The following is a 12,849-nucleotide window of genomic DNA, read 5'->3' as shown; positions in this document are numbered from 1 at the left end:
ACCGCCTCTCAAGGGACGCCTGTCATCCATCAAGGGTGGGGAACGAGGCCGACCGGGCAGTGCGCGTGGTGCAGGACAGCATGCGTCACGCGCCCGAGCTGAGAGCCAATGAGGTGGGAACGCCGACATCCGATGACAATCACGTAGGCGTCGGCGGTCGCTGCCACCAGCACCTCGGCAACGGATCCGGCACGAACGACGTGCTCGGTCACCGTGCGGTCCGGGAACTCCGCGCGGGAGGTCCGGGGACTCCGTGCGTACGGGCTCGACGAGCCGGGCAGTCGTTGTCGCCTGAGTTGCGGGCGCCGCTCTGCTAGCGATTTCGGAACTGCTCGGACAGCTCGGCTTCCACCTGGTCCCACTCCTTCTCCCACCCCATGCACCTGATGCTGTCCACCAGCTTCGTGAAGACTTTCCACACTGCGATGAAAAGTCCCGTCGCCACTACGAAAGTCCCTGTTGCCGTCAACCATGCAGATGCAACGGTCTCACCGGGCGTCGCGGGTCCACTGCTGGTGGCCACGCCTTGAGTAGTGGTCCAGATCGGTACCGTGGTGCCGGCCGGGCTACCCGCCCAGACACTGACCACTGCCGTGCGCACGGTACCGTCGGGCTGTGTCCACCGGACGGGGGCACGCACCGTTGTCTGCGCTCCGACAACTGCAGCGGGGCCGCCGGCGTCGGAAATGAGCCGTGCCTCAACCTTCCTCGTATCGGAGAGTGTGGCGGCATGACGAGTCTCAGCGTCATGCACGGCACGGCCCGTGGCAGCCGATGCCAGGGGTGCCGCCAGTAGGAAAATCACGACCAAGAGCACCCTGCCCCAGCGCTGGATACGATCCGAGGCACGGATCGGCAGCCCCCGGGTGCTGGGCGCGCTGTGTCCTTGGCCTTCTCCAAGGGGCACTTCTTCAGTCATGATCCGGCCTCATTCCCCTGCTGTATCTACCCCTTGCCCGTAGTGGATCGCGAACCTGTGGGCAGGAGCGCTTGCCACCATCCTGTACATCCTGTGTGGTCCGCGGCAGGGGCTGAGCGGGTCGCGGGACCGGGCCGGTCGGCCCAAGCGCCGTGCTGCCCGGTGGCACACGATGGAGTGGCGGAACCGCACGCAGAACAGCGACTGGCCCGGCCGCCGGTCCGGACCCGGACCTGGACCCCATGAAGGATGTGTGGAGCATGGTGCACGGAGAAAGTCACTCATCGGACAGCACGCCGGACGCATTCCTGCCGGGAGACCTGGGCCGCCGGGTGGCGATGCGCCGCGAGCAGCTGGGGCTCAGCCGTGAGGAGGTGGCCGAGCGGGCCGGATCGGCGCCCGGATACGTCCAGTACGTCGAGGAGCGGCAGGCCACACCCGGCATCGGGTTTCTGCTGCGGCTGGCTCAAGCGCTGGAGACCACCGTGGCCGAGCTGACTGGCAGCACGACGGAGCTGCCGCCGGGCATCGGCCGCGCCGGGTATCACACCGAATTGCTCGAACTCGACCCCCAGGAGTGCCGCCGGCTGTTGTCCACCCACGGAGTGGGCCGGATCGGTGTGACGACGGACGACGGGCCGGCCATCCTGCCGGTCAACTACGTCGTCGATGGTGACCGGATCGCCTATCGCTGTGCTCCCAACACGCTGCCGGCCACCGCGTCGGACCACCCGGTGGCCTTCGAGGTGGATCACATCGACGAGGCGCTGAGCCAGGGGTGGAGCGTACTTCTCGCCGGTACGGCGGCGACCGTAACCGATCCCGAAGCCTCACGCAGGTTGGACGAACTCGCCTACACCACTCCGTGGGGGGGCGGTCCACGGAACGTATGGATGACCATCACCCCCACCCGTATAACCGGACGCCGCATTCGTGTGCTCGACAGCCACGCCGCGCCGACCGGTGCTGGACCTCGAGATCCCTCGACGTGACGTCATGATCGGTCCACGGCAGGGTCCAGGCGCACGATGTCGCGGGTTCCGGCCCACCGACCCACGGCTTATCGGCCCGGCGTGCACTCCGTAGGGCACCACGGGGCACGGCCGAGCGCCCCTCCGAAAGCGCGCATATCGTTCAGAGCAGGCGGTCGGGTGCACACCGTCGGCCAGGAACGGAGGTTCCATGTCAACGGCCAGGAGTCTGTTCGACGTGATCCCGCCCGAGAGCCGGGCCCGTTTGTTCGACGAGGCGGCCCATGAAGTGCCGCTGGTCCTTGACGCACGGCTCTTCGAGGAAGGCAGAAGGGCCGACCGTTTCTGGGTCATCCCCTCCGGACGGGTCGAGGTCGACCTCCATGTGCCCGGGCGCCGTGCGGCGGTCATCGAGACGCTGGGACAGGACGATCTGCTGGGCTGGTCCTGGCTGTTCCCCGCGCATGTGTGGCACCTGGGTGCGCACGTGATCCAGGCGGGACAGGCCGTGGAATTCGATGCCGCGGCCGTCCACTCGCTGTGCGAGGCCGATGCGGTGCTGGGCCGGGCGGTCTACAAGTACGTCGCCGAGACGGTGGCGGAGCGACTGTACGGAACACGGAAAAGGCTGCTGCAGCTGTACGGTCCCGGGGCCGACGCCTCCGAAGACTGAACGGTCCGGGGCATGGGACCGTTCGGCCCTGGTGAGTTCCTCCTGCGCGAACCCACCATGAACAAGGCGGGACTGGGACTGCGCAACCCTTGAACGGTGAGGAGGGCCACCATGAGCGACGAGACAGGGTTCTCGGCGCAGAATCCGATCCGAGTGTTCCTGCTGGACGACCACGAGGTCGTCAGGCGCGGTGTGCAGGACCTTCTCGACGCGGAGCCCGACATCCAGGTCGTCGGCGACGCCGGCACAGCCGATCACGCACTGGCCCGTGGCCCGGCGCTCCGCCCCGACGTGGCGATTCTCGATGTGCGGCTGCCGGACGGCGACGGGATCACGGTCTGCCGTGAGCTGCGCTCGCGGATGCCGGAACTGGCCTGTCTGATGCTCACCTCGTTCGACGACGACGAAGCGCTGCTCGACGCCATCATGGCTGGCGCGGCCGGCTACGTACTCAAGGAGATCAAGGGTGCGGACCTCGTCACCGCTGTCCGCACACTGGCTTCCGGGCGCTCGACCCTCGACCCGTCGACCACGGCGCGGCTGATGAACAGCCTGCGTGAGGAGGAATCCAGTACCGGCCCCGAGGAGGACGACGCGCTGTCGGGGCTGTCCCCGAGGGAGAAGGACGTCCTCGCGCTGATCGGTGAGGGGCTGACCAACAGCCAGATCGGAAAGCGCCTCTATCTGTCGGAGAAGACGGTCAAGAACCACATCTCCCGTCTGCTGGCCAAGCTCGGTGTGGAGCGCCGCATCCAGGCGGCCGTAATTGCCGCGCACGCCTCGGAATCCTCCCCGCCCGGTGCCGGGCACCATCAGATCTGACCGCACGGCCCATCGAAACCGTACGGCGCCCCTCGAAGCACCCCGCGCGACACCGTGCAACATCAGGAGAGCCGCAGCGGTACCCGCCAGGTCAGCCGGGTGCCGCCCTGCGCGGACGCCCCAACGTTCATCTCGCCGCCGAGTCTCGCGGCGCGCCGTGCGAGGTTGTCGAGCCCGCTTCGGGAACCGCCGTGCTCGGGCATGCCCACTCCGTTGTCGGACACGACCAGGTTCACCTCCCCTTTTCCCACCGCCAGCGAGATGTCCACCGCCGTCGCCCGTGCGTGGCGGGCGACATTGCTCAACGCCTCGCCGAGGACCGCGATCACCTGCTCGGCGGTCTCGGCCGGCACATCCGTATCGATCAGCCCTCCCATCCGCAGGGACGGCTGGAAGCCCAGGGTCCGTGCGGCCTGCTCGGCCGTGGTCGCCGTCCGGGCGCGCAGGCCCTGGCCGGTACGGCCCGAGTCACGGGCGCGGAGCCCGAAGATGGTGGACCGGATGATCTTGATGGTCTCGTCCAGATCGTCCACCGCGCGCAGCAGCCGCTCGCTCGCCTGTGGCTGTTCCACGAGCCGCACCACGCTCTGCAGCGTCATCCCGGTGGCGAACAGCCGTTGAATGGCCAGGTCGTGCAGATCCCTGGCGATGCGGTCGCGTTCCTCCAGCAGGGCGATCTGCTCGGCGGACTCGCGCCGTTCGGTGAGTTCCATCGCCAGAGCCGCCTGTCCGGCGAACGCCAGCAGGGGCGCGGTCTCCGCATCCGTGAAAGCGGGACGGTTCCGTACCCGGGCCAGCAGCAGTACCCCACGGGTCCGCTCCCCCGTAACCATCGGGACCGCGACAGCCGGGCCGAGCCCGAGCCACCTCGGGGGGCCTTCGGTGATCCTCGGATCATGTGCGACATCCAGGCTGGTAATCGGCTCGCCCGCATCGAGAGCCGCGCCGACGAACGATCCCTCACGTGGCAGGATCAGACCGCGATGCATCTCCGCGTCCACGCCCGATGCCAGTACCACACGGAGGGACTTTCCCTCGGAACCGGCGGGAAGTGCCAGGACGCCAAGATCCGCGCCGAGAATACGCGAGGAGTGATCAACGATCATGTGCAGGATGTGCATGTCGTCCTGTCCGCTCAGGAGGCCCGCGACGATCTCGCTGTTGGCCTCCTGCCAGCGTTGACGGTCGCGCGTCTGCGCATACAGACGGGCGTTCTCGATGGCGACTCCCGCCGCCACCGCGAGTGTCGAGAGCACGGTCTCGTCCTCGGCGTCGAATTCGCGGCCGCCCCGTTTCTCGGTGAGATACAGGTTGCCGAACACCTTGTCGCGGACCCGGATGGGAACCCCCAGGAACGAGTGCATCGGGGGATGGTTCGGCGGAAACCCGTAGGACGACGGATGCTCGGAGATCTCCGTGAGCCGCAACGGCTCGGGATGGCGGATCAGTTCGCCGAGGATACCGTGCCCTTCGGGCAGTGAGCCGATGGCCTCGCGCTGCTTCCGCGCGATGCCCACCGGCAGGAACTGCGTGAGCCGGGTTCCCTCGCCAACGACTCCCAGAGCTCCGTACTCGGCATCGACCACAATGACCGCAGCCTCGACGATGCGGCGCAGCACCTGGGGCAGGTCGAGCCCTCTGCCCACTGACATGACGGCGTCCAACAGGAGGGCCGCCTCGGCAGGACCGCGCTTCACGGTGTCGAGGCGCCCCTGGAGGTCCTCCGGCAACGTGCTCAGCCGACGGCGCTCCTCGCCGCAGTGTTCAGTTCCGTTGTCGCCCACGGTGCCTCCGTCTCGCCCCGCACATCCCGGGGCCGGTCACACCTCCACGTTAGTGGCCGCGCGCCGAGAAGCATCTGGTGGAAGTGACCCGGGCAGGGGCACTACGCACATGCGGGCCAGGCGGCGAGGCCCGAAACGGTGACACAGAATCGGAGAGAGGAAGCTGGCCCTGGGGGGCGAGAGTCCACTCATTCAGTCCCCCTCCGGACCTCCAAGATCGCGCCATGAGCCCCCACGGCACTGTCACGTTGACTGACCGGGGGGATGATCTAGTGGTTGATCGTGCCGGGAGGGGTTCACTCGTGTCGTCCGCGTCGCCGTCGTACAAGGGGCACCGGTACCCGGTGGAGATCATCGCGCACTGCGTGTGGCTGTACTTCCGTTTCCCACTGCCGTTCCGTGAGGTGGAGGAGCTGATGCTGCAGCGCGGCGTGATCGTCTCCTACGAGACGGTCCGCCGCTGGTGCGCCAAGTTTGGGCAGGCCTACGCGAACGGGCTACGCCGCCGCCGGCCCCGGCCCGGGGACAAATGGCACCTGGACGAGGTCTTCATCAAGATCAACGGCGAGCATAAGTACCTGTGGCGGGCCATCGACGCCGACGGCAACGTCCTCGACATCCTCCTCCAGAACCGGCGGGACAAGGCCGCGGCAAGACGCTTCTTCCACCGCCTGATGCAGAAGACCCGTACGGTGCCGAGGGTGGTCGTCACCGACAAGCTCCGTTCCTACGGCGCGGCGCACCGCGAAGTCATGCCCTCGGTGGAACACCGTTCCCACAAGGGCCTGAACAACCGGGCCGAGAACAGTCATCAGCCCACCCGGCAGCGCGAACGCGCCATGAAAGGCTTCCGCAGCGTCGGCGGGGCCCAGCGGTTCCTGTCCGCGTTCAGCGGCATCTCGCCCCACTTCCGCCCTCACCGCCACCTGATGACCGCCTCCGACCACCGAGCCGAGATGACCGTCCACTTCGCCATCTGGGACCAGATCACCGGCGTCACCGTCCTGCCCCCCCGCGCCCCGACCCGTCCACGCCCTGACGCGCCCTCGATCGATCAACACCTCACCAACGTGACAACACCGTGGAGGGCCTTGTCACGTTGGCTGACCGGTCTGGGTGATCTCGGAGTTGATCGTGCCGGGGAGGAGTCCGCTCGTGTCGTCCGCGTCGCCGTCGTACAAGGGGCATCGGTACCCGGTGGGGGTCATCTCCCATTGCGTGTGGCTGTACTTCCGGTCCCCGCTCAGCTTCCGCGAGTTCGAGGAGCTGATGCTCGAGCGCGGCGTGATCGTCTCCCACGAGACCGTCCGGCGCTGGTGCGCGAAGTTCGGGCAGGCCTACGCCAACGGCTTGCGCCGGAAGCTGCCCCGGCACGGGGATAAATGGCACCTGGACGAGGTCTTCATCAAGATCAACGGCGAGCTGAAGTACCTGTGGCGGGCCGTCGACGCCGATGGCAACGTGCTCGACATCCTTCTCCAGAATCGGCGGGGCAAGGCCGCGGCCCGGCGCTTCTTCCGCCGCCTGCTGAAGACGACCTGCTCGGTGCCGCGGGTGGTGGTCACCGACAAGCTCCGTTCCTACGGGGCGGCCCACCGCGAGGTCATGCCCTCCGTGGAACACCGCTCCCACAAGGGCCTCAACAACCGGGCCGAGAACAGCCACCAGCCCACCCGGCAGCGAGAACGCGCCATGAAAGGCTTCCGTTCCGTCGGCGGAGCCCAGCAGTTCCTGGCCGCGTTCAGCGGCATCTCACCCCACTTCCGACCACGCTGCCACCTGATGACTGCCGCCCACTACCGCACCGAGATGACCACCCGCTTCGCCATCTGGGACCAGGTCACCGGCGCCGCCGGCCTGCCTGCCGCGGCCTGAGCACCGAGCCGGAACCCGGCCCCACCACACCCGACACACCGTCAGGCATACACACCCTCAACAACGTGACAGCGCCGCTCCAGGCGCTCGCCGACCTCGGACTCGACTGGGCAGCGTGAGCCCGTCCTTCGATGCGACGGTGCTGCTGGCCAGGTTGTCCTGGCCAGCAGCACCGTTTCGCTTCAGGGCGATCCCGGTGGTGATCGCTGTAGCCACCATCGCGGAGCCCCCACGATGCCGCGCAGCTGCCAGAGCCGTCGACTCAGGTCTGCGCCCACGTCCATGTGCTGCAGGTGTCCTGGACGATCGTGCGCGACGGCATGTCGACCTCGCACACCCGGAAGTTGAAGTCTCCGTACTCGGCGAAGCTCTTGTTCAGGTTGGTCCATCCGGCCGCGGAGCCGCCGTCCCAGTAGGCCACCCCGTGCCGCTCGCTGTCGGTCCCGTAGTAGCTCCACTCCATCGCCACAGGCTCCCCGTTGGTGTACGAGTCCGACAGCCAGATCCACTCCCCGTAGCTCTGGAAGCAGGCCTGCCCGTAGCCCGAGGTCGCACACGTTGACCCGCTGGGGGCGCTGCCCACATCGGTGGTGCGCTGCCAGCCATCGACGGCCGTGGCCGGTGCTGCGGCCAAAAGAACCATCCCTGCCGTCGCCGCGGCACCTACAGCTGCCGCGCGCACGATGCGGTTGACCCTCCCGGCGTTTGCGTTGGTTGCCGGGCCAGCCGTGCCGCGGGGTGCGAAAAGCGCGGCAAGCCTGTCGCCGGCCTCGGATATCGCAGTGCGCATGATGTACCCCTTTGCATCGATTGATTCTCTCGCGGGATTTCAGCGGGGTTCCACTGCTGTCCCCCGTTGCAAGGACCAGCCTGTTCGGTGGGGTGTGCGGCGACAAGGGCGAATCGTGTTCACAACCGTTCGAGTACGTTCGCGAACAGCGTCCGTGCAGTTCACCGCGCAGCGCGTCCGAGGTGCGGTGCCGCTAACGACGCAAGGATCAAGTTGGCTTGCTCTGGCTGGTGTTGGGATGGTCGCCCCGCGTACGTCTCGATAGCATGCGCCGTGTGACGACGCCGTTACCCAGGCCCGGTAAGGCCCGGACCGCCGCCGAGTTGGTTGCCGTACTGCGCGCCATGAAGACACGGACCGGTCTGTCCTACCGGGCCCTGGAGCGCGAGGCCCGAAGAGCCGGCGATCATCTGCCGGTGAGCACCGTGGCGAGCGCGCTCAGCCGGGCCTCGCTGCCCAGTGAGGACGTGGTCGTGGGCCTGGTCCGGGCGTGCGGCGGCGACCCGGCCTCGGTGGCGGAGTGGGTCGAGGCGCGCCGCGCGCTGGCGCTGCGCGAAGACATCGCGTCCCTGGCAGGCGTGCAGAGACGCGCGCCGGACTGGCCGGACCACACCCCCGGGCCCGGCGACGAGGACCAAGACGGGACGAACGGACGCCAGCTCGTGCCGTGCCTGCTCCCGGCGGACCTGTCGCTGTTCGTGGGCCGCGAGGACGAGGCGGCCAAGGCCTGTCGACTGCTCGACCATGAAGGCTCCGGGCCGGTGACCCTGTTGGTCACCGGCCCGGCTGGCGTCGGTAAGACGGCGCTCGCTGTACGCACTGCGCATTTACTCGCCTCCCGCTTCCCCGACGGCCAGCTCTATATGGACCTGCTGGGTTTCGGTGATGAGGCGGCCGAGCCGTTCACCGTCCTCGGCGCCTTCCTGCGCGCGCTCGGGGTGCGCGGCGGCGCGGTGCCTCCGGATCTGGCCAGCCGGATCCACCTCTACCGCACCCTGCTCGCCCAGCGGCAGACGCTGGTCGTCCTGGACAACGCGGCCGACGCGCGCCAGGTGAGCGACCTCTTGCCTACCGGGGGCCGCTGCGCCGCCATCGTCACGAGCCGGACGACTTTGGCGGACCTGAGTGGGCGCCGACTTCCCCTGGGAGTCCTGGACTCGGCGGCCGGGCTTGCGCTGCTGTGCGAGATGCTCGGCCCGGCCCGGACCTCCGCGGAGCCCGACTCGGCCCAGTCCATCGTGGAGACCTGCGAAGGACTGCCCCTCGCGGTATGGGTCGCCGGGGCACGACTGGCCGCACGCCCGCACTGGCCCCTGGCCAAGGTCGCCCGCGCGCTCGCCGACGAGCAGCGCAAGCTCGACGAGCTGGCCGTCGGCAATATCGCCGTACGGGCCAGCCTCGAACTGACCTACCGGGCGATGGCCCCCACTATCCAGCACGCGCTGCGGATGCTTGCCCTGCTCCCCGGACCGGACTTCGCCGCCTGGGCCCCGGCCGCCCTCCTGGACGTGGGCCTGTCCCGGGCGGAGGCAGCGCTCGACGACCTGGTCGAGGTGCACCTGGTGGAGATCGGGTCGGTCGGCTCGGGCGGGTTCCGCTACCGGCTGCACGACCTGGTCCGGCTCCTCGGCCGCGAGCGGGCCGCCCGGGAACTCTCGCCGCAGGAGCGCACGGCCGCGCTCACCCGGCTGCTCAGCGCTAGCCTGCACCTCGCCGACCTCGCCTCGGACACGCTCAGTGTCGACTTCCAGGGCATCTCGCAGACCGAATTGGCGGCCTGGAAACTCCCTCCGGCGGACACCGGCCAGCTTCTCGCCGACCCACTGGCCTGGTTCAACGAGGAGCGCCAGTTCCTGATCGACGTGGCCGACCAGGCGCTCGACCGGTCGGACGCGGCACCGGCCGCCGGACTGGCCACCGCACTCACCACACTGTTCCAGATCGGCAGCCACTTCGACGACTGGGAGCGGCTTCAGGACCGGGCACTCAAGGCGGCGCTGCACATCGGCGACCACCGCAGCGCCGCCAAGGTCCACCGCTGCCTCGGAGAACTCACCACCATCTTGGACCGGTATCCGGAAGCACTGCACCACTTCGAACAGGCCCTGCTGCTCGCCGAGGGGCATGGCCCGGCGTACCGGGCCAGCGCCACGGCCGGTCTCGCGTACGTGCACCGTCTGCTCGGCCAGTACTCCTCGGCCGTGCGGCACTTCGGGCGGGCCGTGGAACTGGCCCGGTCGGCCGGAAACGTCAACTGCCTCGTCTACGCGACCAACGGTATCGGCGTCATCGACCTCGAACAGGGCCGTGTCGAAGCGGCCATGGAGCGGTTCACGGAGTGCCTGCGCGAGAGCCGGGTTGCGGGCTACCGGCCTGGCGAGGCCCAGGCCCTGCGCTGCCTCGGGCAGAGCCACCGAGCCCTCGGCGCCCATCCGGTCGCCGCCGACTGCTTCCGCGAAGCCGCCTCGATCAGCGAGGACCTCGGCGACCGGCTTGGTGCCACCCACGCGATCTGCTGGCTCGGCGACGTTCTGGTGCGCCAGGGCGTACACCAGGAGGGCCGCCGACTGCTGGCCCAAAGCCTCTGGAGATACCGGGAGTTCGGCAATCTGTGGGGCGAAGCGGCGACCCTGTACGCCCTCGCGGAGGCGCAACTCGCCGCCGGCCGCCCCGTGCAGGCCCGCCGCCGAGCCGAGGCCGCCGTCGGGCTGTGGCGCCAGATCGGCTCCCGCACCTGGCTGGCCGTCGGCCTCGACACCCTGGCCACGGCACACACCCTGACCGGCGATCCCGAGGCAGCGACCCGGGCGAGGGACGAAGCGACGGCGGCGCGGACAGCGGTGACGGACACCGATCGCTGAGCTTGCCTGAGCACCGCCGTGGGCGCTGGCGCGGACTCAACCACGATCAGATCGACGTCGACCGCTGCGGAGGGTAGTGACTGGCCTGCCGCTTGCGACCAGCCTCTCAGCTCCGACCTGTGCTGATCGACTGGTCAAGCCGCTACGACCACCTGCGCGAGGTGACCCGCGACGATGAGCCTGTTGGCCTCGTTCGAGCAGGACAATGAACCTTAATGATAGGCCAGGCTTAGCGCTGCAGCAGCGTCCTCGCGCGGTCATGCAGGTCCCTGGCTAGCGGGTTCGTGGTGCGCGGCGCAACGGTGGAGATCAGCGTGCGCACCCGGTCGTCGCACCGCCCGGACTGCACATGCGGGTAGTCGTCGAGCACGTTGCTCCAGGTGGCAACAGCTTCCTCCATGCGGCCTGCCTGCCACTGTCGCTCGGCGAGCATCGCGTTGTACCGCACACGTGTCCGCCAGTGGGTCGGCTCGCGGAGCCGATCGGCGCAGGACACCAGCTCTCGCGACACGGCAGTCGGCCCGGTGTCGTGCGGCACAGGTCACGGTCCCAGGGCCAGGCTGTCAGACGCCGCTGCCACGCTTCCGATCATGAGCGATGGGATTCGAGTGGATACAGCAGGACCTCGCCTCCTCGGGCTTCTACCTGGAGATGGTCAAAGGCGTGAGCGTCGAGGAGCTGGCGGCAATGCGGGGGGCGGATCCCGGCCTCGGCATCATGTCTCCCGACGCGTTCGACACGGCGTTGCACCGGGCCTGGAACGTCCCGGACTGGGCCAGGCTGGGCGAGCACGCAGGGTGGGCCTTCGCCCTGTGCGGGGGCAGCGACGGCTTCTACATGCAGCGCCCTGACCACGTGAAGCATCTGTGGGAGAACCACACCTGGCTGACCATCGAAGACACCACCATGGACCCACCCAACATCGGCGTCATCGTGGACGGAAAGCTGGACTGGAGTTACTTCGACGGCGAAGTCCACGAGTCGGTCAGGGCGGATCACCCCTCACCCAGCGGATGATCGCCGAGATCGGGCTCGGCAGCGTCGACCCGGACCCCGACTTCCCCGACGAGCCGGACGAGTGGGGGCTGCATGTGCCAGACATCCGGGACGTGTACCGACTGATGGGCGAGCACTACGGGCTGAGCCTTCCCCGCAGAACGATCGCCGACAAGGAGCTGGCCGGGGTGTTCACCTCCCCGCGCGTGTACGCCAACGGGAAGCCGAACACCAGGTACGACAACATCCGCCTGCCCTGACCTCAGGCCGCTCTACCTTCTTGACCGGGCTGATCGAGCCATTCGTAGGGTTGGGTCGCCCAGGGGCGCTGGGTGTGACTTTCAGGCCGCTGCCGTCTCGTGGCAATCGAGGCTTTGCCGCTCAGCGCCCCACGACGACTCGGCCGCCGATTAGGAAGTGCGAACAAGTCGCTGTGTAGAGCAATGCCGGCGAGGTCGTCCGTGGCACGAAGAGTACGAACACGCACGTCAGGAGAGCGATGAGCCGGATATGGGCGGGGATCGACGTCGGCAAGGGCCACCATCACAGCCTTGCCCTGGACGCGGACGGCAAGACGCTACTGTCGCGGCGGGTGGCCAACGACGAGCCTGAGCTGCTGAAGCTGATCGGTGACGTCCTGGGCCTGGCCGGCCGGCAGGTCACCTGGGCGATCGACATGACCGGCGGGGAACCCGCGCTACTGCTGGCCTTGCTGGTCAGCCACGGCCAAGAGGTCCTCTACATGCCCGGCCGACTGGTGAACCGGGCGTCCGACGGCTACCGCGGTGAGGGCAAGACCGACGCCCGCGATGCCTACGTGATCGCCGACCAAGCCCGGATGCGCCGAGACCTGCGACCCATCCGCCCCGGCGACGAAGCCGCCATCGGGCACTGTCACGTTGACTGGCCGGGTGGGATGATCTTCTGGTTGGTCGCGCCGGGGAGGGATTCTGTACTTCCGCTTCCCGCTGTCCTTCCGCGAGGTCGAGGAGCTGATGCCCGAACGCGGCGTCATCGTCTCTTACGAGACCATCCGCCGCTGGTCCGCCAAGTTCGGCCAGGCCTACGCGGACGGACTGCGCCGCCGTCGGCCACGGCCCGGGGACAAGTGGCACCTGGACGAGGTCTTCCTGAAGATCAACGGAGAGCAGAAGTACC

At 68.5% G+C, this 12,849-nt stretch carries 12 protein-coding genes and 3 pseudogenes; 10 read left to right on the top strand and 5 right to left on the bottom strand.

Annotation, left to right across the window (positions count from 1 at the left end; genetic code table 11):
- Window positions 1-29: 29 nt before the first annotated feature.
- Window positions 30-362, bottom strand: coding sequence for a universal stress protein (locus ACZ3IC_RS24105; RefSeq protein WP_467419047.1), 333 nt, complete (start codon window positions 360-362; stop codon window positions 30-32).
- Window positions 314-919, bottom strand: a complete 606-nt coding sequence (locus ACZ3IC_RS24100; protein ID WP_467419045.1) for an Rv1733c family protein — start codon at window positions 917-919, stop codon at window positions 314-316. Before ACZ3IC_RS24100 ends, ACZ3IC_RS24105 begins: the two co-directional genes overlap by 49 nt.
- 260 nt (window positions 920-1,179) lie before the next feature.
- Between ACZ3IC_RS24100 and ACZ3IC_RS24095 the strand changes: the two genes are divergently transcribed.
- From ACZ3IC_RS24095 to ACZ3IC_RS24085, 3 genes are all read left to right on the top strand, one after another.
- A complete protein-coding gene (locus ACZ3IC_RS24095) occupies window positions 1,180-1,911 on the top strand; it encodes a helix-turn-helix domain-containing protein (protein ID WP_467419043.1) in 732 nt (243 codons plus the stop codon).
- 190 nt (window positions 1,912-2,101) lie between these two features.
- On the top strand, window positions 2,102-2,563 hold the full coding sequence (locus ACZ3IC_RS24090; RefSeq protein WP_467419040.1) for a cyclic nucleotide-binding domain-containing protein: 462 nt from the start codon (window positions 2,102-2,104) through the stop codon (window positions 2,561-2,563).
- 111 nt (window positions 2,564-2,674) lie between these two features.
- Window positions 2,675-3,385 (top strand): response regulator, encoded by a 711-nt coding sequence (locus tag ACZ3IC_RS24085; protein ID WP_467419038.1) that lies wholly within the window; start codon window positions 2,675-2,677, stop codon window positions 3,383-3,385.
- Window positions 3,386-3,447: 62 nt separating this feature from the next.
- Here ACZ3IC_RS24085 and ACZ3IC_RS24080 read toward each other — a convergent pair whose 3' ends face one another.
- The gene (locus tag ACZ3IC_RS24080; RefSeq protein ID WP_467419036.1) at window positions 3,448-5,169 is read right to left on the bottom strand and encodes a sensor histidine kinase; all 1,722 of its coding nucleotides are present in this window, start codon (window positions 5,167-5,169) and stop codon (window positions 3,448-3,450) included.
- A gap of 302 nt (window positions 5,170-5,471) precedes the next feature.
- On the opposite strand from ACZ3IC_RS24080, the pseudogene ACZ3IC_RS24075 reads away from it, so the two are divergent.
- Together ACZ3IC_RS24075 and ACZ3IC_RS24070 are read left to right on the top strand one after the other, a co-directional pair.
- Window positions 5,472-6,152: pseudogene (locus ACZ3IC_RS24075) on the top strand (IS6 family transposase); the annotation flags it as partial.
- Window positions 6,153-6,324: 172 nt separating this feature from the next.
- Window positions 6,325-7,044, top strand: coding sequence for an IS6 family transposase (locus ACZ3IC_RS24070; protein WP_467419034.1), 720 nt, complete (start codon window positions 6,325-6,327; stop codon window positions 7,042-7,044).
- 262 nt (window positions 7,045-7,306) lie between these two features.
- On the opposite strand, the gene ACZ3IC_RS24065 is transcribed toward ACZ3IC_RS24070, so the two are convergent.
- Window positions 7,307-7,678, bottom strand: a complete 372-nt coding sequence (locus ACZ3IC_RS24065; protein WP_467419032.1) for a hypothetical protein — start codon at window positions 7,676-7,678, stop codon at window positions 7,307-7,309.
- 431 nt (window positions 7,679-8,109) lie between these two features.
- Between ACZ3IC_RS24065 and ACZ3IC_RS24060 the strand changes: the two genes are divergently transcribed.
- On the top strand, window positions 8,110-10,695 hold the full coding sequence (locus ACZ3IC_RS24060) for an ATP-binding protein (RefSeq protein WP_467419030.1): 2,586 nt from the start codon (window positions 8,110-8,112) through the stop codon (window positions 10,693-10,695).
- Window positions 10,696-10,924: 229 nt separating this feature from the next.
- Here ACZ3IC_RS24060 and ACZ3IC_RS24055 read toward each other — a convergent pair whose 3' ends face one another.
- Window positions 10,925-11,191, bottom strand: a complete 267-nt coding sequence (locus ACZ3IC_RS24055) for a hypothetical protein (protein WP_467419028.1) — start codon at window positions 11,189-11,191, stop codon at window positions 10,925-10,927.
- A 101-nt stretch (window positions 11,192-11,292) separates the two neighbouring features.
- On the opposite strand from ACZ3IC_RS24055, the gene ACZ3IC_RS24050 reads away from it, so the two are divergent.
- From ACZ3IC_RS24050 to ACZ3IC_RS24035, 4 genes and pseudogenes are all read left to right on the top strand, one after another.
- The gene (locus ACZ3IC_RS24050) at window positions 11,293-11,712 is read left to right on the top strand and encodes a hypothetical protein (RefSeq protein WP_467419026.1); all 420 of its coding nucleotides are present in this window, start codon (window positions 11,293-11,295) and stop codon (window positions 11,710-11,712) included.
- A complete protein-coding gene (locus ACZ3IC_RS24045; RefSeq protein WP_467419024.1) occupies window positions 11,709-11,951 on the top strand; it encodes a hypothetical protein in 243 nt (80 codons plus the stop codon). Before ACZ3IC_RS24050 ends, ACZ3IC_RS24045 begins: the two co-directional genes overlap by 4 nt.
- A 239-nt stretch (window positions 11,952-12,190) precedes the next feature.
- Window positions 12,191-12,577, top strand: a pseudogene (locus tag ACZ3IC_RS24040) (IS110 family transposase); the annotation flags it as partial.
- Between the two features lie 61 nt (window positions 12,578-12,638).
- Window positions 12,639-12,849 (top strand): annotated as a pseudogene (locus ACZ3IC_RS24035) (IS6 family transposase); the annotation flags it as partial.

This window comes from Streptomyces sp. NPDC002958 (genome assembly GCF_055563255.1).
This window is presented reverse-complemented; position numbering and strand designations above follow the sequence as displayed.